The sequence below is a fragment of the Streptomyces radicis genome (assembly GCF_003626575.1).
Classification (GTDB): domain Bacteria; phylum Actinomycetota; class Actinomycetes; order Streptomycetales; family Streptomycetaceae; genus Streptomyces; species Streptomyces radicis.
Genome location: NZ_RBDY01000038.1, coordinates 41,577 through 62,136 on the forward strand (window position 1 = coordinate 41,577; position 20,560 = coordinate 62,136).

The 20,560-nt window shown below is 72.3% G+C and carries 22 protein-coding genes and 1 tRNA gene; 14 read left to right on the plus strand and 9 right to left on the minus strand.

What is annotated here, in order from left to right:
- Nucleotides 1-161: 161 nt before the first annotated feature.
- Nucleotides 162-2,954: a penicillin acylase family protein gene (locus tag D7318_RS29110; protein WP_120700233.1), complete on the plus strand. Its 2,793-nt coding sequence runs from the start codon at nt 162-164 to the stop codon at nt 2,952-2,954.
- 1 nt (nt 2,955) lies between these two features.
- Here D7318_RS29110 and D7318_RS29115 read toward each other — a convergent pair whose 3' ends face one another.
- Entirely contained in the window at nt 2,956-3,600 is a 645-nt protein-coding gene (locus D7318_RS29115; RefSeq protein WP_268987369.1) for a 5-formyltetrahydrofolate cyclo-ligase, read from the minus strand.
- 128 nt (nt 3,601-3,728) lie between these two features.
- Between D7318_RS29115 and galU the strand changes: the two genes are divergently transcribed.
- The 8 genes from galU to D7318_RS29155 all read left to right on the plus strand — a co-directional run bounded on the left by galU (nt 3,729) and on the right by D7318_RS29155 (nt 9,143).
- Complete coding sequence (gene galU / locus D7318_RS29120; RefSeq protein ID WP_113687714.1) at nt 3,729-4,640, plus strand: UTP--glucose-1-phosphate uridylyltransferase GalU; 912 nt, start codon at nt 3,729-3,731, stop codon at nt 4,638-4,640.
- Nucleotides 4,633-5,898, plus strand: coding sequence for a molybdotransferase-like divisome protein Glp (glp, locus tag D7318_RS29125; protein ID WP_120700234.1), 1,266 nt, complete (start codon nt 4,633-4,635; stop codon nt 5,896-5,898). Before galU ends, glp begins: the two co-directional genes overlap by 8 nt.
- Before the next feature lie 22 nt (nt 5,899-5,920).
- Nucleotides 5,921-6,403 carry a cyclic pyranopterin monophosphate synthase MoaC gene (moaC, locus tag D7318_RS29130; protein ID WP_120700235.1) on the plus strand — a complete coding sequence of 161 codons (483 nt, stop codon included), beginning with the start codon at nt 5,921-5,923 and terminating at the stop codon, nt 6,401-6,403.
- The gene (locus D7318_RS29135) at nt 6,400-6,891 is read left to right on the plus strand and encodes a MogA/MoaB family molybdenum cofactor biosynthesis protein (RefSeq protein ID WP_120700236.1); all 492 of its coding nucleotides are present in this window, start codon (nt 6,400-6,402) and stop codon (nt 6,889-6,891) included. The genes moaC and D7318_RS29135 overlap by 4 nt, the downstream gene beginning before the upstream one ends.
- Nucleotides 6,888-7,508 carry a GNAT family N-acetyltransferase gene (locus D7318_RS29140; protein ID WP_408055553.1) on the plus strand — a complete coding sequence of 207 codons (621 nt, stop codon included), beginning with the start codon at nt 6,888-6,890 and terminating at the stop codon, nt 7,506-7,508. Before D7318_RS29135 ends, D7318_RS29140 begins: the two co-directional genes overlap by 4 nt.
- 117 nt (nt 7,509-7,625) lie before the next feature.
- Nucleotides 7,626-8,558 (plus strand): divisome protein SepX/GlpR, encoded by a 933-nt coding sequence (gene sepX, locus D7318_RS29145; RefSeq protein WP_120700256.1) that lies wholly within the window; start codon nt 7,626-7,628, stop codon nt 8,556-8,558.
- 55 nt (nt 8,559-8,613) lie between these two features.
- A tRNA-Ala gene (locus D7318_RS29150) sits at nt 8,614-8,687 on the plus strand.
- A gap of 201 nt (nt 8,688-8,888) precedes the next feature.
- Nucleotides 8,889-9,143 (plus strand): hypothetical protein, encoded by a 255-nt coding sequence (locus D7318_RS29155; RefSeq protein ID WP_147437868.1) that lies wholly within the window; start codon nt 8,889-8,891, stop codon nt 9,141-9,143.
- Between the two features lie 134 nt (nt 9,144-9,277).
- Here D7318_RS29155 and D7318_RS29160 read toward each other — a convergent pair whose 3' ends face one another.
- A complete protein-coding gene (locus tag D7318_RS29160) occupies nt 9,278-10,222 on the minus strand; it encodes a serine hydrolase domain-containing protein (protein WP_120700238.1) in 945 nt (314 codons plus the stop codon).
- Between the two features lie 116 nt (nt 10,223-10,338).
- Nucleotides 10,339-11,232 carry an SDR family NAD(P)-dependent oxidoreductase gene (locus D7318_RS29165; RefSeq protein ID WP_120700239.1) on the minus strand — a complete coding sequence of 298 codons (894 nt, stop codon included), beginning with the start codon at nt 11,230-11,232 and terminating at the stop codon, nt 10,339-10,341.
- 78 nt (nt 11,233-11,310) lie between these two features.
- Here D7318_RS29165 and D7318_RS29170 point away from each other — a divergent pair, with 78 nt between their 5' ends.
- The 3 genes from D7318_RS29170 to D7318_RS33125 are packed head-to-tail and all read left to right on the plus strand — an operon-like array spanning nt 11,311 to nt 12,660.
- Nucleotides 11,311-11,931 carry a TetR/AcrR family transcriptional regulator gene (locus D7318_RS29170; protein WP_120700240.1) on the plus strand — a complete coding sequence of 207 codons (621 nt, stop codon included), beginning with the start codon at nt 11,311-11,313 and terminating at the stop codon, nt 11,929-11,931.
- Between the two features lie 10 nt (nt 11,932-11,941).
- Nucleotides 11,942-12,322: a VOC family protein gene (locus D7318_RS29175; protein WP_120700241.1), complete on the plus strand. Its 381-nt coding sequence runs from the start codon at nt 11,942-11,944 to the stop codon at nt 12,320-12,322.
- Nucleotides 12,323-12,342: 20 nt separating this feature from the next.
- Entirely contained in the window at nt 12,343-12,660 is a 318-nt protein-coding gene (locus tag D7318_RS33125; RefSeq protein ID WP_230424203.1) for a TetR-like C-terminal domain-containing protein, read from the plus strand.
- A gap of 52 nt (nt 12,661-12,712) precedes the next feature.
- Here D7318_RS33125 and D7318_RS29185 read toward each other — a convergent pair whose 3' ends face one another.
- From D7318_RS29185 to D7318_RS29205, 5 genes are all read right to left on the minus strand, one after another.
- Complete coding sequence (locus D7318_RS29185) at nt 12,713-14,890, minus strand: NACHT domain-containing protein (RefSeq protein WP_120700243.1); 2,178 nt, start codon at nt 14,888-14,890, stop codon at nt 12,713-12,715.
- A 119-nt stretch (nt 14,891-15,009) separates the two neighbouring features.
- The gene (locus tag D7318_RS29190) at nt 15,010-15,879 is read right to left on the minus strand and encodes an NAD-dependent epimerase/dehydratase family protein (RefSeq protein ID WP_120700257.1); all 870 of its coding nucleotides are present in this window, start codon (nt 15,877-15,879) and stop codon (nt 15,010-15,012) included.
- Nucleotides 15,880-15,937: 58 nt separating this feature from the next.
- Nucleotides 15,938-16,894, minus strand: a complete 957-nt coding sequence (locus tag D7318_RS29195) for a hypothetical protein (protein WP_120700244.1) — start codon at nt 16,892-16,894, stop codon at nt 15,938-15,940.
- A 76-nt stretch (nt 16,895-16,970) separates the two neighbouring features.
- Nucleotides 16,971-17,336, minus strand: a complete 366-nt coding sequence (locus D7318_RS29200; protein WP_120700245.1) for a thioredoxin family protein — start codon at nt 17,334-17,336, stop codon at nt 16,971-16,973.
- A complete protein-coding gene (locus D7318_RS29205) occupies nt 17,272-17,703 on the minus strand; it encodes a MerR family transcriptional regulator (protein ID WP_120700246.1) in 432 nt (143 codons plus the stop codon). The genes D7318_RS29200 and D7318_RS29205 overlap by 65 nt, the downstream gene beginning before the upstream one ends.
- Before the next feature lie 118 nt (nt 17,704-17,821).
- On the opposite strand from D7318_RS29205, the gene D7318_RS29210 reads away from it, so the two are divergent.
- A complete protein-coding gene (locus D7318_RS29210; protein ID WP_230424196.1) occupies nt 17,822-18,226 on the plus strand; it encodes a hypothetical protein in 405 nt (134 codons plus the stop codon).
- 207 nt (nt 18,227-18,433) lie between these two features.
- On the opposite strand, the gene D7318_RS29215 is transcribed toward D7318_RS29210, so the two are convergent.
- Nucleotides 18,434-18,985, minus strand: coding sequence for an HIT family protein (locus D7318_RS29215; protein ID WP_230424198.1), 552 nt, complete (start codon nt 18,983-18,985; stop codon nt 18,434-18,436).
- Nucleotides 18,986-19,122: 137 nt separating this feature from the next.
- Here D7318_RS29215 and D7318_RS29220 point away from each other — a divergent pair, with 137 nt between their 5' ends.
- Nucleotides 19,123-20,346, plus strand: coding sequence for a CehA/McbA family metallohydrolase (locus tag D7318_RS29220; RefSeq protein ID WP_120700248.1), 1,224 nt, complete (start codon nt 19,123-19,125; stop codon nt 20,344-20,346).
- Nucleotides 20,347-20,560 lie beyond the last annotated feature (214 nt).

Here is a 20,560-nt window from a genome sequence, read left to right on the forward strand (position 1 = left end):
GGCCGGACGCAGCGTACAGGTACGGCAATTCACGCCGTTTGCACCGAATTTACCATCATATGAACGCAGCGGCCTGCTCGTGTGACTCCCCGTAGGCTCACCCCAGTGGCCGTATGTCTATGGTTGCTTCCTACCGCTCAGCTGCCCTCTGAAGGACAGAGATGCCCGCCAAGAAGCCCAGGCGACGCGGTCGTCTGACCGTGATCGCTCTCGTCGTGCTGCTCCTGGCCGGAATCGGCTACGGCGCTTACTGGAGCGTGAGTACCGTGCGGGCGTCCTTTCCGCAGGTCTCGGGAGAGATCGCGATCGAGGGCCTGTCCGCGCCCGTGACCGTCACCCGGGACGGCAACGGCATCCCGCAGCTGTACGCCGACAGCGCCGACGACCTCTTCCTCGCGCAGGGGTACGTGCACGCGCAGGACCGTTTCTGGGAGATGGACGTCCGCCGCCACATGACCTCGGGGCGGCTCTCGGAGATGTTCGGCGACGGGCAGGTCGAGACCGACGCCTTCCTGCGCACCCTCGGGTGGCGCCAGGTCGCGCAGGAGGAGTACGACACGCTCCTGACCGACGAGACCAAGGCGTATCTCCAGGCCTACGCGGACGGCGTCAACGCCTACCTCGCCGAGCGCGACGGCCCCGAGCTGTCCGTCGAGTACGCGGCGCTCGGCTTCGTCAACGACTACGCGCCCGAGCCGTGGGACCCGGTCGACTCGGTGGCCTGGCTCAAGGCGATGGCCTGGGACCTCCGCGGGAACATGCAGGAGGAGATCGACCGCTCCCTGCTGGCCGAACGGCTCAGCCCCGAGGAGATCGAGCAGCTCTACCCCGAGTACCCGTACGACCGGAACCGACCGATCGTGACCGAGAACGACGCGGACGGGACCGACGGCCTGGAGGGCGACGGCATCGGAACGCCCCCCCCGGGCTCGGGCCTGCCGGGCGAGGGGCTCGGGGACGGGATCGGCGAGGACCCCGAGGGCGTGGGCAGCGAGATCGGCTACGAGAGCCCCGACGACGCGCTCGGCGGCGCCGCGACGCAGCTGGCGTCCGTCTCCGAGACGCTGGACGAGATCCCCGCCCTGCTGGGCACCAACGGCAGCGGCATCGGCTCCAACTCCTGGGTGGTGTCCGGGGATTACACGACCACCGGCTCCCCGCTGCTGGCCAACGACCCGCACCTGTCGCCCTCGTTGCCCGGCATCTGGTACCAGATGGGGCTGCACTGCTCCGAGGTCAGCGCCGAGTGCCCGTTCGACGTCTCGGGCTTCTCCTTCTCCGGCATGCCCGGCGTGATCATCGGCCACAACCAGGACATCTCCTGGGGCCTGACCAACCTCGGCGCGGACGTGAGCGACCTGCGACTCGAAAAGCTCGAGGACGGCAACTATCTGCACGACGGTGAGCAGATCCCTTATGACACGCGCACCGAGGTGATCGCGGTCGCGGGCGGCGAGCCGCGCGAGATCACCGTGCGTGAGACCGAGAACGGCCCGATCATCTCCGATCGCGGCGAGGAATTCGCCGATGTGGGTGACAGCGCGCCCGTCGACTCATCGGCGCCCGACCGCGGCGAGGGCTACGCCGTGTCGCTGACGTGGACCGCGCTCCAGCCGACCGGCACGATGAACGCCGTCTTCTCCCTCAACACCGCGACCAACTGGGATGAGTTCCGCGCGGCAGCCCAGGACTTCGCCGTCCCCTCCCAGAACCTCGTCTACGCCGACACCGAGGGCAACATCGGCTACCAGGCCCCCGGCCTGATCCCCATCAGGGGCGAGGGCGAAGGGCGCTACCCCTCCCCCGGCTGGGACTCGGCCTATGACTGGGTCGACTTCATCCCGCAGGACGAGCTGCCCCGCGAGTTCAACCCCGAGCGCGGCTACATCGTCACCGCCAACCAGGCCGTCGTCGACCCCGACACGTACGACTACGCGCTGACGGAGGACTGGAGCTACGGCACGCGCAGCCAGCGCATCGAGGAGCTGCTCCTGGCGACCATCGAGGACGGCGGCAAGATCTCGATGGGCGACATGCAGTCCATCCAGCTCGACAACAGCAACGAGATGGCCGAGACGCTGGTCCCCTACCTGCTCGACGTCGAGATCGGCGACGAGTACGTCAGGGAGGCCCAGCAGCTCCTCGAGGGCTGGGACTTCACCCAGGACGCCGACTCGGCCGCCGCCGCCTACTACAACGCCGTGTGGCGCAACGTCCTCCAGCTGGCGTTCGGCAACAAGCTCCCCAAGGAGCTGCGCGTCGAGGGCCAGTGCCTGCGCGTCCCGCCCGCCGACGAGTCCCAGCCCCTGGAGAACCTCGACGGCGGCGAGCGGCTGATCACCGAGTGCGGCGAGCGTTCCCGCGACACCGCGCAACCGGACGGTGGCGACCGGTGGTTCGAGGTGGTCCGCGGCATCATCGAGGACCCGGACAACGTGTGGTGGCAGGCGCAGGGCACCACCACCCAGCCCGCCGTCGACAACCGCGACGACCTTCTCGCCCGCGCCATGCGCGACGCCCGCTACGAGCTGACGGCCGAGCTGGGCAAGGACATGGACACCTGGAGCTGGGGCCGCCTGCACCGCCTGATGCTCAACAACCAGACGCTGGGCACCGAGGGCCCAGGGCCCGTCCAGTGGCTCCTCAACCGAGGCCCCTGGAACCTCTCGGGCGGCGCCGACGCCGTCGACGCGAGCGGCTGGAACGCCGCGGGCGGCTACGACATCACCTGGGTCCCTTCGATGCGCATGGTCGTCAGCCTCGACAACTTCGACGAGTCGCTGTGGATCAACCTCACCGGCGCGTCGGGCCACGCCTACCACGACAACTACACCGACCAGACCGACCTCTGGGCGGACGGCGAGTACCTTCCGTGGGCCTACGGCCGCGACGCCGTCGAGGAGAGCGCCGAGCACACCCTGACGCTCACCCCGGCGGCGGCCGAGCAGGAGTGATTCACGCCGGCGCGAACCGGTGCACGCGCTCCGGAGTGAGCGCCGCGTGCACCGGCCTGTCGTGCGGCTCGTGCGGCAGCTCGTCGACCACCTCGTGCCCGTAGACGACGGCGACGAGCGCGGGCCGCGCCTCCGCCTCGGCCAGGCGCGCCAGCGCCCGGTCGTAGCTGCCGCCGCCCCGCCCCATCCGCACCCCGCGCCGGTCCACGGCGAGCCCCGGCAGCAGCACCACCGCGGCCTCGGTCACCGCCCCCGGGCCGAGCCGCCGCCCGCTCGGCTGCAACAGCCGGATGCGCCCGGCGTGCTCGGCCTCCACGAGCCGCCCCGCGCCCTCGTACTCCGCCCAGTCCAGGTCGTCGTCGGCGAGAAGCACCGGAAGCAGGACGCGCACGCCCCGCTCGCGCAGCGCGTTCAACAGCGCGAGCGTGCCCGGCTCACTCCCCACCGAGACATACGCGGCGACCGTGCCGCCGCCGCCCTCGCCCTCACCCGCGCCCCCACCCATCAACGCGGCCAGCTCGGGCAGTTCGAGGGCGCGCGCCGCCAGCGCCTGGGCCGCCTGCCGCACCTCGTCGTCCGCCATCGCCGCCCGCACCGCGAGCAGATCCCGCCTGACCGACCGTTTCCATGTCGCGACGTCATCCACGTTCCGCGCCCGCTCCCTTCCCGATCCCCGGCCCCGATCGCCCGTCCGACCTGGGCCGACGCGCCCGTAACACGGCGCATACCCTGGCTTGCCCGGTGCCCGCACACTAGATGGATAAAGTGACCGGCATGACGTCACCACGCCCCCGGATCAGCAAGGCTGTCATTCCCGCCGCCGGGCTCGGCACACGGTTTCTGCCCGCCACGAAGGCCACCCCCAAGGAGATGCTGCCGGTCGTCGACCAACCCGCGATCCAGTACGTGGTGGAAGAGGCGACGGCCGCAGGGCTCACCGACGTGCTCATGATCACCGGCCGCAACAAGCGTCCCGTCGAGGACCACTTCGACCGGAACTACGAGTTGGAGGACGCGCTCCGCCGCAAGGGCGACGAGGAACGCCTCCGCCGCGTCCAGCAGTCCACGGCCCTGGCCACCATCCACTACGTCCGCCAGGGTGACCCCAAGGGCCTGGGCCACGCCGTGATGTGCGCCGAGCCGCACGTCGGCGACCAGCCGTTCGCCGTCCTCCTCGGCGACGACCTGATCGACCCCCGCGACCCGCTGCTGACCCGCATGATCGAGGCCCAGGCCGAGCACGGCGGCAGCGTCATCGCGCTCATGGAGGTCGACCCCTCCCAGATCAACCTCTACGGCGCCGCCTCCGTCGACCCCGTCGCCGACGGTGTCATGCGCGTGACGGGTCTGGTCGAGAAGCCCGACCCCGCGGACGCCCCGTCGAACCTCGCGATCATCGGCCGCTACGTCCTCGACCCCAGCGTCTTCGAGGTGCTCGACAAGACCCCGCCGGGGCGCGGCGGCGAGATCCAGCTGACCGACGCGCTCCAGGCCATGGCGAGCGACCCCGCGGCGGGCGCTCCGGTCTACGGTGTGGTCTTCAAGGGCCGCCGCTACGACACCGGCGACCGCGCCGACTATCTGCGGTCCATCGTCAGGCTGGCCTGTGAACGCCCCGACCTCGGCCCGGAGTTCCGCTCCTGGCTGCGGCAGTACGTCAGCGAGGAGATGCCGCACGTTGAATGACACCTGGTCGGTTGAGGAGCACCGCGACGACATCCTCGGGGCCATGCGCCCCCTCGAGCCCATCGAGCTGCCGCTCCTTGACGCCGCGGGCTGCGTCCTGGTGGACGACGTGGTGGTCACCGCCCCGCTCCCGCCGTTCGACAACAGCTCCATGGACGGCTACGCCGTGCGCACCGCCGACGTCGAGACGGCCACCGATGAGTACCCCGCGGTGCTCCGCGTCGTCGGCGACATCGCGGCGGGGAGCGACACGTTGCCCACCGTCGGCCCCGGCGAGGCGGCGCGCATCATGACCGGCGCGCCGATCCCCCCGGGCGCGCAGGCCGTCGTCCCCGTCGAGTGGACCGACGGCGGCACGGGAGGCGGGCCCGCCACCGGCATGAACGGGCGGCGCGAGCACGGCCCCGAGGTGCGCGTCCACCGCGGCGCACCGGCCCGCGCCTTCATCAACGGCCGCGGCAGCGACGCGGCCACCGGCGCCATCGCGCTCACCGCGGGCACGGTCATCGGCCCTCCCCAACTCGGCCTGCTCGCCGCCCTCGGCCACGCCACCGCGCTCGTCCGCCCGCGCCCCCGGGTCGTCGTCCTCTCGACCGGCAGCGAGCTGACCGCCCCTGGGCGGCCACTCGGCCCAGGCCAGATCCATGATTCGAACGGGTTCATGCTCACCTCGGCCGCCCAGGCCGCCGGGGCGGTGGCCTACAGGGTCGCGGCCGTCGCCGACGACGCGCCCTCGCTGCGCGCCGCCCTCGACGAGCAGTTGGTGCGCGCCGACCTCGTGGTCACCAGCGGCGGCGTGAGCGTCGGCGCGTTCGACGTGGTCAAGGAGGCACTCGCCGGCGAGGTGGACTTCCGCCGGGTGGCCATGCAGCCGGGCAAGCCCCAGGCGTTCGGCCTGCTCGGCCCCGACCGCGTCCCGCTCCTCGGCCTGCCGGGCAACCCCGTGAGCGCGTACGTCTCGTTCGAGCTGTTCGTGCGCCCGGCGCTGCGCGCCCTCGCGGGGCACGCGCCCGAGGCGCTCGACCGGCCACGGGTCACCGCGCGCCTGGTGTGCGAGGCGCCGCTGACCTCGCCGCCGGGGCGCCGCCAGTACCTGCGCGGCACCTACTCCGCCGAGGAGGGCACCGTCGCGCCGGTCGGCGGCTCCGGCTCGTACCTGGTGGCGTCGCTCGCCCGCGCCGACGCGTTGATCGAGATCCCCGAGGCGGCCACCGCGGCCGAGCCAGGGGCCGTCCTGACGGTGGTGCTGCTGGGCTGAGCGAGGGGTACCGTTACTGCTCATGAGCAGCACCCCGCACCTCACACATCTCGACGACTCCGGCGCCGCCCGGATGGTCGATGTGTCGGGCAAGGACATCACCGCCCGCACCGCGAGAGCCACCGGCCGGGTCCTGGTCGCCCCCCGCGTGGTCGCGCTGCTGCGCGGCGAGGGGCTGCCCAAGGGCGACGTGCTCGCGACCGCGCGCATCGCCGGGATCATGGGCGCCAAGCGGACGCCCGAGCTGGTCCCGCTCTGCCACCCCCTGGAGATCACCGGCGTCACGGTGGACCTGAACGTCGCCGACGACGCCGTCGAGATCGCCGCGACGGTGCGGACCACCGGGCGCACCGGGGTCGAGATGGAGGCGCTGACGGCGGTCGGCGTGGCCGCGTTGACGGTCGTGGACATGGTGAAGGCGGTCGACAAGGCCGCCGTCATCACGGAGGTGCGGGTCGAGGAGAAGTCGGGCGGCAGGTCGGGGGACTGGAGCCGTTCCTCATGAGCGGCCCTCCCCCGTACCGCGGCCTGGCGATCACCGCGTCCAACCGAGCCTCGTCGGGCGTCTACGCCGACACCACGGGGCCTCTTCTCGTCGCCGCGCTCGGGGAGTTGGGCTTCGCGGCCGACGGGCCGCGCGTGGTCCCCGACGGCGAGCCCGTCGAGAAGGCGCTGCGCGCGGCGCTCCAGGAGGGCTACGACGTGGTGCTGACCACCGGCGGCACCGGCATCTCGCCGACCGACCGCACGCCCGAGATGACGCGCCGCGTCCTGGACTTCGAGATCCCGGGCATCGCCGAGGCGATCCGCGCGGCGGGCCTGGCCAAGGTGCCGACGGCCGCCCTCTCACGGGGACTCGCCGGGGTCGCCGGCCGCACCCTGATCGTCAACCTGCCGGGCTCCACCGGCGGCGTGAAGGACGGCCTCGCGGTGCTGCGCCCGCTCCTGCGGCACGCCGTTGACCAGATGAACGGCGGCGATCACCGGCCGTGAACGCGCACCCGTGGTCCGTGGAGCTGGGGTACGGCGAGGTCACGCTCCGCCCCATCAGGCAGCGCGACCACCGCGCCTGGCGCGAGGTCAACCAGCGCAATCGCGACTGGCTGCGCCCCTGGGAGGCCACCATCCCCCCGCCGCCCGCCGGTCATCTGGCGGCGCGCAGGCCGACGTTCCGGCAGATGGTGCGGCACCTGCGGGGCGAGGCGCAGGCGGGCCGGATGCTGCCGTTCGTGGTGGAGCACCGGGGGCGCCTGGTGGGGCAGTTGACGGTGGCGGGGATCACCTGGGGCTCGATGTGCTCGGCGCACATCGGATACTGGGTCGACCGCGCGGTGGCCGGGCGCGGCCTGATCCCGACGGCGGTGGCGCTGGCGACGGACCACTGTTTCGGCGCCCTCGGGCTGCACCGCGTGGAGATCTGCATTCGCCCGGAGAACGGCCCGAGCCGCCGCGTCGTGGAGAAACTGGGATTCCGTGAAGAGGGTGTGCGCCCGCGTTATCTCCATATCGACGGCGCGTGGCGCGACCACCTCGTCTTCGCGCTGACGGCGGAGGAGGTCCCGCAGGGGCTGCTGGCCCGCTGGGTCAGGGACAACGCCGCCCAGAAATAAAATGCGTGTTCGATTTTAGATAACAATACGAAGAAATACCCGGGATGACGGCCTGATCGTGCGACACACCGCCCAATTTGGCAGATGGACTCACGCGGATCCCTCTACGGTGTCAGCGTGAGCAGCAGTGGCCTCATCTTCGCAGTCATCGTCGGGGCCTGGGCCGCCTATCTCGTGCCGATGTGGCTCCGCCGACAGGACGAGCTCAACGAGGCCCGCCCGACGGAGCGCTTCAGCACGGCCATCCGCCTGCTGACGCGCGGCAGACGCGCGCAGGAGGCCGAGGCCACCGCCCAGGACGACCTCGACGCGCCCCGCGACGAGCACGACGACAGCACGCCGGGCGACCCCGGCGTCGACGAGGGCGGGGCCGGGCGGCCGAGCGCCGATGTCCGCGCGTTCGCCAAGCCCGTCACCGCGCCGAAGCCCGCCGCCACCCCGAACCTCCGTACCCCGCGCACCAAGGTCCTTGTGCGCCGTCGGCGCACCACCATGGCGCTCCTGCTGGCGTTCACGCTGGGCGGGATCTTCACACTCTCCACGGGACCCGGCTTCCTGTGGCTCCCCGCGATCCCCGCGGCGCTGCTCATCGCGTACGTGGTGCACGTCCGCCGCCAGGAGCGCCGCCGCTACGCCGTGGCCCTCGACCGCCGCCGCGCCGAGGAGGCCGCCCGCCGCCTGCGCGAGCGCACACAGAAGAGCGCGTCGGCCGTTCCTGAGCAGCCATCGGCGCGGATCGTCGAGCAGACCGACCACGCGGAGTGGGTCGACCACGAGCGCCGCCGCGCCCCGGCCGCGGTCACGGAGGAGCCGGAGAGCTGGGACCCGGCCCCGGTGCCGCTCCCGACATATGTGAGCGCCCCCGTCGCCCCCCGCACCACCCGCGGCGTGGACCTGGACGCCCCGGACACGTGGAGCGCGGCCCGCTCCACCACCGCGGGCGGCCCCCCCGCCCCGCCCACCCCGCGCGCCGACCCGAAGGCCCCACAGCGCACGCCACTCTTCGACCAGTACGCCGAGGAGGACCGCCGCAGGGCCGCGGGGGAGTGACGGGAACAGATTTCGGCCCGCGGCGCACCGGGTGCTACAGTTTCGTCAGTCGCAAGGGCCTGTAGCGCAGCCTGGTAGCGCATCTCGTTCGCAACGAGGGGGTCAGGGGTTCAAATCCCCTCAGGTCCACCGCCTGGCACCTTGTGAGCCCCCGCTGACTCCGGTCGGCGGGGGCTTTTGTGTGGGTGGGGTCAGCCGCCGGTCCCCGGTCCGTTGAGCCGGTCGGACGTTCGCCAGTGCTGCCGCTGCGTCGTCGACGTGCCTGCCCGGGCCTGCCGCTCGGGGGAAAGGGCGGGAAGGGCTGTGCGGCACCCCGGTAGCGTGGGTGGTGTGTCATCACGACTGGTCTGCCCGTGTTGCGGGCAGGAGTGGCTGCGGTCGTATCGCTTCACGTCCAACGGTGTGTCCTCCTTCCTGCTCTGCGTCGAGTGCGACTCTCTGTGGTGGCTCGAAGACACCGTCGACATCGATCGTGCGAAGTCGCTCAACGATGTCGTCGCAGCACATCTGGGAGTCGGCGGGAACCCCTGGAGCGGCCGTGTCTGGGCTGACGTCATCGAGCCCTCCCCCGACGTCGAGCGTTGACGCCCCCCTGCCCGAGCGGGCCATGCCGTACAGCGGGAAGTACCGCGACCGCCACGGTCCTCGGCCCGCGCGGCGTTGGCCCCGGGCTGGATGGCTCGGCGGCCGCGTGCGGGGTGTCACTCGGGGCGCGGGCGTCAGCCGTGCATCGCCGCTGGTATGAGCTGGCGCAGGAGGGCTTCGATGTCGGTCTCCTCGTCGTTGCACAGGAGCGCGACCGTCGTGTCGAGGTGGGGCAGCCAGGCGAGGAAGGACTGGTATCCCGGGTTGTCGCCGGCGTGGAAGCGTGCCGGGTGGCCGGCGAGTGTGCCGAGGAAGTATCCGTAGCCGCAGCCGCTCGCGGCCATCGCGCCGTCCATGGGCACGTGCGGGGCGATCATCGTCTCGCGCGAGCGGGTGGTGAGGAGATGCCCGGCGTTGAAGGCGGCGGTGTACAGGGCCAGGTCGTCGACCGTCGACCAGAGGTCGCCGGGCCCCGGTAGGGCGGCGAACTCCGGCGCGTCCACGCGTCGACCGCGCCGGTAGCCGTGAGCCGCCCCCTCGGACGGGGCCTCGCCGACACTCGTCGACGTCATGCCGAGGGGCCGCAGGACCCGCTCGGTGAGGAAGTCGGCGTAGCCCTGCCCGCTGACCCGCTCGATGATCCACCCCGTCAGCAGGTACCCGGGCGAGCTGTAGTGCCAGGTGCTGCCGGGTGTGCCGCGCAGCGGCAGGCTCGAGAACCGGTCGAGGATGTCGCGGGTGTCGCCCGGCCGGTCGACGTCGAAGCCCGGGAGGTCGCTCCAGTGGCCGATGGCCGAGGTGTGGGTGAGGAGTTGATGCAGGGTCAGCCCGCGCCAGCGCTCGGGGCAGTCGGCCAGCCGCCGGGAGATCGGCTCGTCGAGGCCGATCTCTCCCTCCTCGACCAGGAGCATCGCCGCCGCGGCGGTGAACTGCTTGCTCACCGAGGCGATCTGGAACCGGGTGTCCGGCGTACACGCCGTCCCGGTGTCGGCGTTCGCGGCACCGGCGGCGGCCCGCAGGACAGTCGTTCCGCCACGGGTCACCAGAACAACACCGGAAAGGCCGTCAATCGTTTCCATGCGGCAACGGTAAGCGGCTCCCACGTGCCGCTGACCCGCCGCGGCGGCGAGGAAAAGCCAAGGGGAGCCGCGCCCGGCTCCTTCTCGCGGGCAACGGTGGAACGGAGGTTCACCCGTCACAGGCCCGTCGGGAGCCCTGTGAGGTGGGCGCTCTCCTCCCACAGGCGGTCGAGGCGGGCCGGGTCGGTGGTGTGGGGGGCGGTGGCGACCTGGGCGCGCTTGACGAAGAAGCGGCCGCTCACGTCCTCGACCTCGGGGGAGGTCGCCAGCCAGACGGGGGTGTCGGCTCCGGCCTCCAGGCTGCCGGAGAAGGGGCGGACCGCGAGGGTCATGAGCCGCAACGTACCCCGCTGGGCGTCAAGGCCGAGCCGCGTGCCCTTGATGATGCCCGGATGAACGCCGTTGACGGTGATGCGCGTGCCCGCAAGGCGCTCGGCGAGGGCGTAGACGAACATCGCGTTCATGTTCTTGGTCCGGCCGTAGCTGACGAACGGCCGGAAGCTCGGGATGGGGCCGAGGCCGCGGCCCGTCGTGCACGACAGGTCGTCGAGGTCCACCGGCGCCCTGGTGAGCACGCTCGGCGAGGCTCCCACGACGACGAACCTCGCGGGCCGCTCGCCGACCGTCGCGACGAGCGAGCGCAGCAGCAGGTACGGGGCGAGGTGGTTGGTGACCAGGATCCGCTGGAGACCTTCCGAAGTGACCTCCGCCACGGGCGCGATGACGGCCGCGTTGCTGATCACGATGGTCGGCGGCTCCTGCTCGTCGAGGCGCTTGGCCAGAGCGCGGACGTCGCTGAGGAGCGAGAGATCCGCGCGTTCCGTTGTCAGGTCGGCGTGCGGGACGGCGGCGTGGACGCGTTGCCTGGCCTGGTCGAGCCGTTCCTCGCTGCGGCCGACCATCACGACGGTCGCGCCGCCCTCCGCGAGGCGGCGGACGATCGCCTCGCCGATGCCGCTGGTCGCGCCCGTGACCACCGCCCGCTGCCGCACGGGGTTCTGCTGTCGCATGATCGATGCCTCCCTTAGGTTGACGTTGTCAACCTAAGGGAGGAGGTTGACAACGTCAACCGCGCTTAGCATGGCCTCATGGCATCAGGCACGCGCGAGGCGTTGGTCGACACGGCTGCCGCGCTGCTCGACGAGGGGGGTGTCGAGTCGGTGACGCTGCGCGAGGTCGGCCGCAGGACCGGGGTCTCGCACAACGCCCCGTACAAGCACTTCGCCAGCAAGGAGGTGCTCCTCGCCGCGGTCGCCGCCCGCGAGCTGGAACGCCAGGCCGCGCTGCTGGCGGCCGCCGCGGAGCGCACGCGTTCGCCGCGGGCCCTGCTCCGCGCGGCGATGCACGTGTACATCGCCTGGGCGCGCGACCATCCGGCGCGCTTCAAGCTGGTGTTCGGCAGGTGGTCGGTCGGCTCGGCGGAGCTCGGGGTCGCCGCGGAAGCGGCCCAGGACCTGTTGACCGGCATCGTCTCCGCCGCGCAGGAGGCGGGTGCCCTTCCCGCGGGCGATCCCGTTCGGCTGGCCTCGCTCGTGCGGGCCCTCGCCCACGGAGCGGCCGACCTCGCCTCCGCCGGGCACCTCGCGTCGGACGGCAAGGGCCATGCGAGCCCGGAACAGCTCGTCGACGACCTCATCGGCTATCTGGACGCCGCGGCGCGCGCGATGCGGGCCGACCCGCCAGCCATGGAAGGCGACGTGTCCGGGTAGGTTGCCTGGCATGCACAGGAGCCGTGTGTACGCCGTTCTCATCGACGCGCCCGAGGCCGAGGCCGAGCGGTCGGTCGCCTTCTGGTCGGCGGCTCTGGGGGTCAGGGCCGAAACGTTTGCCCCGGAGCCGCAGTTCACCACGCTTCATCAGGCCCTGCCGGGTCTTGTCGCCGCCGTGCAGGCGGTCGACGACGCGCCCCGGATGCACCTGGACATCGAGACCGACGACCTCGAGGCGGAGACCGAGCGGCTGGTCGCGTTGGGCGCCGAACGTGTCTCGCGGTGGCAGGAGTGCCAGGTGCTTCGCGCACCCGGCGGTCACCTGCTGTGTGTGCTGCCCGTGGAGACCGACCCCGAGGACTTCAGGGAACGGGCCAACGTCTGGCCCTGACACGGAGGGCTCACCGGGTGGTGAGGCGGCGGTGTTCGACGAGGCCGGGGACGAACGCGCCATCACGCTGCGCTCGGTCGCTCGCCGGGTCGGGATCGGAGGAGGACCTGACCGGGCTCGGCACGGCGAGCCTCTCGATCGTCAGCGAGGCCTTGGGCGACTGCGTCGCCGCGGGACAGGCGACCAGCACCGACCTGTCACGCGACGCGATCGCGCTGTGGCTGGGGCTGCACGGATTCGCCCACCAACGGGCCATCAGCGTCGCCTTTCCCTGGCCCGAGGACACCGCCGAGCGCATCATCACCGCGCTCGCCCACCTGAACGACGGGACGGCTTGAACGACGGGACGGCCTGAACGGCCGGACGGGCCAGCTCCGTTCGCGCGGTGCGTCAGTCCGCGTCGTCCGCCGCCAGCCGGTCCTGGAGGCGGGCATGGCGGAACTGGTAGGTGGTTCCCTCCGCGCGGAGGATGCCACGCTCGTGGGCGTCCCTGAGGAAGCGCATCCCCCGGATCGGGAAGAGGCCGCGGGCACGCAGTTGGAAGAAGACCAGGATGGTCCGCACGGTGTCGGACACGGCGGTCATGCTGGCGAGGCCGATGGGGATCGCGTGGCCGATGGCCGAGATGACTCCCGCCTCCCAGCCGGCGACACGGGCGTTGCCGTAGCCGAAGGCCAGCCCGAGGCAGAGCCCGGCCACCGCGCCGAACGCGATGGAGCTCCGCAGATCACGGGTCCACGAGGTGCCGGGGTCCGCGGGTGTGCTCGCGCGGAGGGAGAGCCGGGCGGCCCCGACGATGGCCCCGAACGCGAACCCGCCGACGATCCCCGCCGTGAGGCCGTAGCCGAGGTGCTTGGTGAACCCGTACGCGAGGCCGATCGCCATGCCCGCCGCGCATCCGGTGCGCAGCGCGACGCGCGAACACAGGGCCCTGAGCCGCGACCACACCGTCCTGCCGGGGTCGGGGTGGACGCGCGCGGCGTCGAACGCGGCCAGGGTGCCGACCGCGAGCCCGGCCGCGAGGCCCCAGGGGTAGAGGCTCTGGTTGCCGACCGCGATCGCCACCGCGAGGCCGATCAGCAGTCCCACCACCGGGTTGGTTCTCCGTCGCGGTGTGCCGCGGGTGAGGAAGCGTCCGAGCCGGGCGGAGCGGGGGTCGCGGGACTCGGACGCGGCTGCCACCAGCAGGCCGAACACCAGGCCGAGCGCTCCCACGTACCCGGCGCCGAAGCCAGGACCGGTGTGGCCCATGGCCCTGTAGTCGCCCGGGCCGAAGATCAACGCGCCGCATGGCGCGGAGACGCACGCGCCGATGGCCGCGACGACGGCGATGCGGGGAAGTGGCGACGTCCACCAGTGCAGGCGCCGCCAGTCCAGGCTGTAGGTGCCCCGCCGCGTCATCTCCGCGGCCATGTGGCTCAGCCAGCGTCGTGCCTTCGCCGATTCGTGCCGCACGAGGGACGGGCCAGGGCGCGGCCGGTACGCCATGTCCACTCGCCGTCTCAGCAGATCGTCAAGGACGCGCTCACGCCCGGTGAATCGGCCACGGGTGAGCAGGTCGGGAACGGTGGGGTCGGGGAAGGACTCGCAGACCAACGCCACCATCAGCGGCGAGTCGAGGGCTCGGGCGAGATCGCCGTGGGGCGCTTCGGCCAGGTGGGAGAGCAGCCGTTTCCATGGCTCGGGGCCTTGGCCGCCGTGGCAGTGGCTGAGATAGGCGACCGCGTCCTCGGGGCGCACCGGCAGCATGCCCAGCTCCGCGGCTCCCCGCAGATGTCCGGCGCGGATGGCCTCGAACTTCTCGGTACGGGAGAAGATCGCCACCCGGTACGTCGCGCTTCGGTCGATCGCCTCCAGGGCTGCCTTGCCCAGCTCGGGCGCCATCTCGTCGAATCCGTCCAGGAAGAGCGCGATCCTGCCGTCGTCGACCAACCGGCGGGCCGCCTCACGCCCGAAAGCGCGGCGGCGAAGGAACGGGTATCGCGTCTCCAACTGCCCGACCAGCCAGTCGTTCAGATGCCGACGGTCACGCTCCCACCCTGTGAAGGACAGCAGGACCGGCACGGGGAAGCTCAGGCGCCGGTCGGGATCGGTCAACTTGCGACGTTCGGCGAGCGCTTGGCGCACGGTCAGGATGGCGGCAGTGGACTTGCCGCTTCCCTCGTCGCCGAGGACGACAAGGCGGCCGGAGCGCAGGTCGGCGAAGACGGGGAGGAGATCGGCGAGCCCTCCGCCCTTCTCCCAGGTGGGCCTCGCGGGCAGGTCGGCGAAGGGTAACGGCTCGAAGGGGGCGCCGACTGCGGGGCCTCGCGCCGGGCGGCGGCGCCAGCTCCAACGCACGTCGACCGAGGGATAGAGCCGTCGGTCGCGCACGGCGTCGTCCCACTCCTTCGCCACCGCGTCCGCCAGCGCGTCGGCCGCTGACACCGACTCGGCTGATCGCCGGGACCGCTCCCGCGCGGCGCCGCGGAGCCGGTCGGAGAAGTGGATCGAACCATGGATCTGATCGGCCTGGACGACGTTGCGCACGTGGCCCGAGACCAGATTCCGCGCGGGCGGCTTCCCCACCTCGTCCCCCCTCCGGACGCGATGCCTTCCATGATTCCCCATCGCCCGTCGGTATCGCCCCGGGCACCCTCGATCGGGCCGGTGGGCCGGTGGGCCGCCGGTGGGCAGGGGGCCGGGGCTCAGGCCGTCGCGTCGTCCACGTGGGCGCGCCATGTGTGGGTCGGGGCGTAGCCGAGGACGCGGCGGGCCTTCGCCGTCGACATCAGGGACTCGTGGGTGCCCAGCGTGCCGCGGATCTCGACGCCGGGGAACTCGGCGGCGGCCAGCTCGGTGGACGGGGTGGACATCACCGTGTCGGGGCTGGCGATGACGAAGACCTCACGTCCGGTGCCCTCGTACTCCAGGCCCTTCCGCACGGCCTGGGCGCCGTCCCGCGCGTCGATGTACGACCAGAGGTTCCAGCGGCGCAGGCGGGGGTCGGCGTCGAACGCGGGGAAGGCGGCGTAGTCGGCCACCTCCATCACGTTGGAGAACCGCAGGCCGATCATCTTCAACTCAGGGTCCCAGCGGCAGAGCTGGTCGGCGAGGTGCTCCTCCAGGTGCTTGGCCAGCGAGTAGTTGCTCTCGGGGCGGCCCGGGTACTCCTCGTCGACCGGGAGGTAGGGCGGGGGCGTGTCGAAGGGCAGGCCGAGGACCGTTTCGCTGGACGCCCACACGATGTTCCGGATGCCGGCGACGCGGGCGGCGGAGAAGACGTGGTGGGTGGCCAGGATGTTGTTGCCGAACACGGCGGTGTTGGGCACGAGCCCGGGCGCGGGCACGGCGGCGAGGTGGGCCACGGCGTCCACGCGGTCGTAGCGGTCGTCGACGCCGGTCAGCGCGCCGACGGTCTGGCCGTAGTCGGTGAGGTCGACGCGGACGAACGGGCAGAGCCGCTCGGCCGGGGCGACCCGGTCGAGGATGACCACGTCCCAGCCGTGGTCGAGCAACTCCTTGACGACAGCGCGGCCGAGCTTGCCGCTCCCCCCGGTGACAGCAACGCGGGACATGCGATCACGCACCTTCACGAGCAGTGGTTCGAGCAGGTGCCACCCAACCACACACCGGTCAGTTGAGCGTGCCGGAGAAGCCGCTGTATATCTCCGTCGCCTCGCAGAACCCGAAGCCCAGGCGGGCGGCCAGGGTCAGGGCCTCGTCGATCTTCGTGAGGTTCAGCGCGCAGTACTCCTCCCAGCCGTCGTTCGCCGCGGGGGCGATCAGGGCGTCGCGGTGGGCCGTCAGATGGGCGCGGGTGGCGGGGACGGCCTCGGGTGGGACATAGCCGCCGACCATGTCGTTGTGGATGATCGTCTCCTCCTCGAGCCACTCCAGGTCGGGGAACTCCTCCCGCAGCGGCCGGTGCAGCGCGGCCGGGCGTATGAAGGCGCCGCGCGGCAGGTCGGCCTGGGCGAGGAGGTGGGTGGGCCAGGTCAGGCCGCGGGACATCCAGCCGGGGGTCAGCTCGGAGGCGAAGTCAAGGAGGGTGAACGCCACTTCGCGGCCGAGCATGTCGACCTCGTGCCGCTGCGACGGGCTGTCGGGGTCGGGAGCGGTCTCCCGCCCCGCGCGCAGCCCGATGGCGAGGGCGCGCACGACGCGTATGCGCCACGAGAGCGAGCGGCCGAGCTCCGCGTCGCCAGGCAGCGCGCCGCCGCCCTCGTCGGGGGTGACCCGGCCGGGCAGGGCCGGGTCGACGCGGGCGAGCATCTCGCGGGCGAGGGCGTCGACGCCGTCGGCGGGCGTGGCCAGATACCGCTGGACGGCGTCGGCGACCTGCTCCGGGTCGTCGCCCGCGACGAGGAACGGGCGGCCCCAGACGTGCACATCGGACTCGAGGGCGTCGACCTTCGCCTCCAGCGCGCCGAGCGCCCACTGCTTGGCGCGGAAACGCGTCCTGCGGATCCCGACCGCGCGGGCGATCAGGTCGTCGAGGGCGTCGTCGTCCCCGTGCCCAGCGACGAACGGCAGCAGTCTTTCCTCGACGAGCCGCAGGTCAACGGGGTGGAAGCTGGTGTCGTATCCCATGTGCCCGGACCCTACTCCCGGCCACTGACAACTCCCCTGCCGCTGACAACTCCCGGCCACTGACAAGGGCCCCCCGCTACTCCCCCAGGCCGTCGGCCAGCTCGGCGAGCAGGCGGCGCTTGGGGCGGGCGCCGGTCAGCGACATGACGGGGGCGCCGTCGCGGAACAGGATCAGGGTCGGGGTGGAGAGCACGGCGTAGGCGGCGGTGGTGCGGGGGTTGTGGTCGACGTCGAGGGTGACGATCCGCAGCCACCCCTCCCGTTCCGCCGCGATCTCCGCCAGGACGGGGGCGATCATGCGGCAGGGCGGGCACCAGGCGGCGGTGAAGTCGACCAGGACGGGGAGCGGGGAGGCGAGGACCTCGGCGGCGAAGGTGTCATCGGTGACCGCGGGCACGGTGGCAGGGGCGGCGTTCACCGGGCGGGGTGAGCTCGGGCGCATGGGCGGGTCTCTCCACTTCTGCCTCCGCGGCGGCGAGGCGCTGTTGAACGATGTCCCGCACCGCGGTCAGGTCGCCGATCAACGCGTTCAGCTCGGCGAGCTTGTGGCGGTAGGCCGCGAGGGACGCGGGACAGGTGTCGCCCGTGGGGTTGCCCGCGCGCAGGCACTCGACGAAGGGGCGGGTCTCCTCGAGGCCGAAGCCGAACTCCTGGAGCGCGCGGATCTGTCGCAGCAGCCGCACGTCGTCCGCTCCGTAGGTGCGGTGCCCCTTGGCGTCGCGGCCCGCGGTGAGCAGGCCGAGCGCCTCGTAGTGGCGCAGCGCGCGCGTGGTCGTTCCGGCCAGGTCGGCCAGCTCTCCGATCCTCATCGGGCCTCCCTCGGGTCGCCCACGACGGTACGCCTTGACGTCGGCGTCAATGCCAGGTGTCGCCTTCCGCTCCCCGCGCCGGGCACGTTTGTCAGTCGCGGGAGTTACCTTCTGTCCCATGATGTTGGTCAAGCCGTCCGAGCGGTGGCGGGAGCGAGTGGCCGATGAGGCCAGGGGGTTGGCGGCGGGCACGGTGGACCCGTCGTGCGCGTGGGCGGTCGAGCTGTTCCCCGAGCCGATGCTGACGGCCACGGACGCCGTGCTCGCGGCGTTCGAGGCGGAGGTGGCGGAGCTGAGGGAGCCGTCGGACGCGCGGGTGTTCGAGGCGGTGGAGCGGGTGGTCCGCGCGCTGAACCAGGTGAATGAGGAGTTCGGGGAGGCCGCCTACGAGACGGAGGAGCGCGAGGAGTTGTGCGCGTACATCGACGGGGTGCTGACCCGGCACGGCCTCGATGTGGCGACGCTCGCGGCCAGGCGCGGCCTGGGCCGCCACGAGATAACGGACCGCTGGCGCGACTGGTGAGGGCGGCCGCCCGGTCAGGATCGGCCGTCCGGTGGCGGACGGCGGCACCCGGTGGCAGGCGGCGGCGCCGAGGTCGACCCGGTGCTGCCCGCGCGGCTGCGGGGGCGGGTGAACGCGCTGGGAACGCGCTGGGCTCGGCGGTGTTGAGCTTCCGTCCGAGGGTTCGAGCGTTGCTCCTTCGGGAGCTGACCGATCGGCTTCGCAGGGCTAGGGACCGGGGAACGCGGCCCTGAGGCGGTCGGCCAGCGCGGCCTTCTCCTCGCGCGTGGGCTCGAGCACGCCGTTCTCGGCCATGAGGGCGTGGTACTGCTGCTGCTCATAGGGGACGCCGGGCGGCAGGCCCGCGACGTGCCAGTGCACATGGGCGTTGCCCTGCTGGGCGCCGAGCGACAGCAGATACGTCCGCTCGGGCCGCAGCACGGTCTCGAGCGCGAGCGCCGCGCGCCGCACGAGCAGCGTCAGCCGGGCGTAGGCGGCCTCGTCCAGGTCGCGCACCACGCCCTCGACGTGCGCCTTCGGGGCGACGAGCAACGTGCCGGGCAGCGTGGCCCACCGCGCGAGGAACACCATGTGCTCGGCGTCCTCGTGGATCACCTCGTGCTCGCGGCGGTAGGCGGGGTCATCGGCGGCCATCGCGCACAGGAAGCAGGGCCCGCTCCGCACGCGCCGCTCGTAGGCGGCCAGGTCCATCGGCCGCTTGTCCAGCCCGCTCAACTCATTCGACCCGATCGGCTCTTCGGCCGTGTACGCCCCGTCCATGGGACGGACACGCTACCCGGTGGGCAACGACCGGCGCCTGGGCGGCCGTTCCCGACGCGTGGGGGCCGAGGGGTGTTCAGGTGCGGGTGGCGAGGGGTTCTTGGCGTGTTCTTGTCAGAATGCTGGAGTGCCCTGACATGGGCAGACATTCGCATCCGCACCCCCACACCCCCGCCGAAGGACCGAGCCGCCGGGCGATGCTCGGCGCCGCGGGCGGGCTGCTGATCGCCGCCGCGGCGACCGGCGGCGCGCAGGCGGCCCCCACCAGGACCGCGGCCGCGACGGCCGGTGCCTCGCGCGCCTCGCGGCTGTACGACCCGCTGGCCACCACCCTGGTCCACGCCGACATGCACAACCACACCGTGATGTCCGACGGCGACGGCGACCCGGCGCTCGCGTTCGCCTCGATGCGGGACGCGGGCCTCGACGTGGCCGCGCTCACGGACCACAGCACGCTCTTCTCGATCGAAGGGCTCAGCTCCGCCGAGTGGTCGCGCACCGGCGAGCTCGCCGACGCGGCCGACGACCCGGGGCGTTACACCGCCATCCGCGGCTTCGAGTGGTCGCATCCGCTGCTCGGGCACGCCAACGTGTGGTTCACCGAGGACTGGGTGGACCTGCTCGGCGCGAGCTCGATGGGCGGCTTCTTCGACTGGCTGGGCGCGCGTCAGGCGATCGCGAGCTTCAACCACCCGGGGCGCGAGATCCTGCGGTTCGACGACTTCGCGCACGACCCGGCGGCGCACGAGCAGGTGGTCGGCCTCGAGATGTTCAACCGCACCGACGACTACCTCTTCGAGGGCTGGTCCGACGGGCGCAGGTCGCCGCTGGCCGCGTGCCTCGACGCGGGCTGGCGCACCGGGCTCAGCGGCGTGACCGACGAGCACGGCACGGACTGGGGCTTCCCCGAGGGCAAGGGCCGCAGCGGCCTGTGGGTCACCGAGAACACGCGGCAGGGCGTGTTCGAGGCGATGCGCGCCCGGCGCTTCTTCGCCACGCGCCTCTCGGGGCTGCGCCTCGACGCGACCGCGGGGGGCGTGCGCATGGGCGGGACGCTGCCGCTGGCCGCCGGGGACGTGCCGTTCGTGGTGGACGTGGACCGGGGCCCCGACTGGGTGGGCAAGCCGCTGAACATCCAGGTGCTGCGGCCAGGCGGCGACGCGCCGACCGTCGTGGACGTGATCGAGACGCAGGCGGGGAGGATCACGGAGTTCACCGTCCCGCTCGACGTGGAGGACGGCGCGTGGGTCGTGCTGCGCGTCTCCGATCCCGCGCAGGCCAACGGGACGCCGGGACCCGACGGTCACCCGTGCAACGACTGGGGCGTCGCCTACGCGAGCCCGTGGTGGCTCCAGCCGTGAAGGGGTCGGCGGTGAACGGTGCGGTGCCGAACGGTGCGGCGGTGAACGGCGCCGGTCCGAACGGTGCCGTGCCGAACGGCGCGCTCGGCTAGGGAGCGTATCGAGTCGTGATCAATCTGCGGGATTCTCCCTCACGGTGGGGCCTGGACCGGTAGATCTTCTTGCGTGACGCGAGTGCAACTGACGGACGACGAGTGGGAGTTCATCGGGCCGT

What these genes read in the sequence shown, in the direction of transcription:
- D7318_RS29175 (WP_120700241.1), top strand. Translation starts at nt 11,942, where the DNA reads ATGCACAGGAGCCGTGTGTACGCCGTTCTCATCGACGCGCCCGAGGCC.
- D7318_RS29165 (WP_120700239.1), bottom strand. Translation starts at nt 11,232, where the DNA reads ATGCGACAGCAGAACCCCGTGCGGCAGCGGGCGGTGGTCACGGGCGCG.
- D7318_RS29200 (WP_120700245.1), bottom strand. Translation starts at nt 17,336, where the DNA reads ATGCGCCCGAGCTCACCCCGCCCGGTGAACGCCGCCCCTGCCACCGTG.
- D7318_RS29110 (WP_120700233.1), top strand. Translation starts at nt 162, where the DNA reads ATGCCCGCCAAGAAGCCCAGGCGACGCGGTCGTCTGACCGTGATCGCT.
- moaC (WP_120700235.1), top strand. Translation starts at nt 5,921, where the DNA reads ATGAGCAGCACCCCGCACCTCACACATCTCGACGACTCCGGCGCCGCC.
- galU (WP_113687714.1), top strand. Translation starts at nt 3,729, where the DNA reads ATGACGTCACCACGCCCCCGGATCAGCAAGGCTGTCATTCCCGCCGCC.
- D7318_RS29205 (WP_120700246.1), bottom strand. Translation starts at nt 17,703, where the DNA reads ATGAGGATCGGAGAGCTGGCCGACCTGGCCGGAACGACCACGCGCGCG.
- D7318_RS29195 (WP_120700244.1), bottom strand. Translation starts at nt 16,894, where the DNA reads ATGGGATACGACACCAGCTTCCACCCCGTTGACCTGCGGCTCGTCGAG.
- D7318_RS29215 (WP_230424198.1), bottom strand. Translation starts at nt 18,985, where the DNA reads ATGGACGGGGCGTACACGGCCGAAGAGCCGATCGGGTCGAATGAGTTG.
- D7318_RS29135 (WP_120700236.1), top strand. Translation starts at nt 6,400, where the DNA reads ATGAGCGGCCCTCCCCCGTACCGCGGCCTGGCGATCACCGCGTCCAAC.
- D7318_RS29220 (WP_120700248.1), top strand. Translation starts at nt 19,123, where the DNA reads ATGGGCAGACATTCGCATCCGCACCCCCACACCCCCGCCGAAGGACCG.
- D7318_RS29160 (WP_120700238.1), bottom strand. Translation starts at nt 10,222, where the DNA reads ATGGAAACGATTGACGGCCTTTCCGGTGTTGTTCTGGTGACCCGTGGC.
- D7318_RS29170 (WP_120700240.1), top strand. Translation starts at nt 11,311, where the DNA reads ATGGCATCAGGCACGCGCGAGGCGTTGGTCGACACGGCTGCCGCGCTG.
- D7318_RS29210 (WP_230424196.1), top strand. Translation starts at nt 17,822, where the DNA reads ATGATGTTGGTCAAGCCGTCCGAGCGGTGGCGGGAGCGAGTGGCCGAT.
- D7318_RS29190 (WP_120700257.1), bottom strand. Translation starts at nt 15,879, where the DNA reads ATGTCCCGCGTTGCTGTCACCGGGGGGAGCGGCAAGCTCGGCCGCGCT.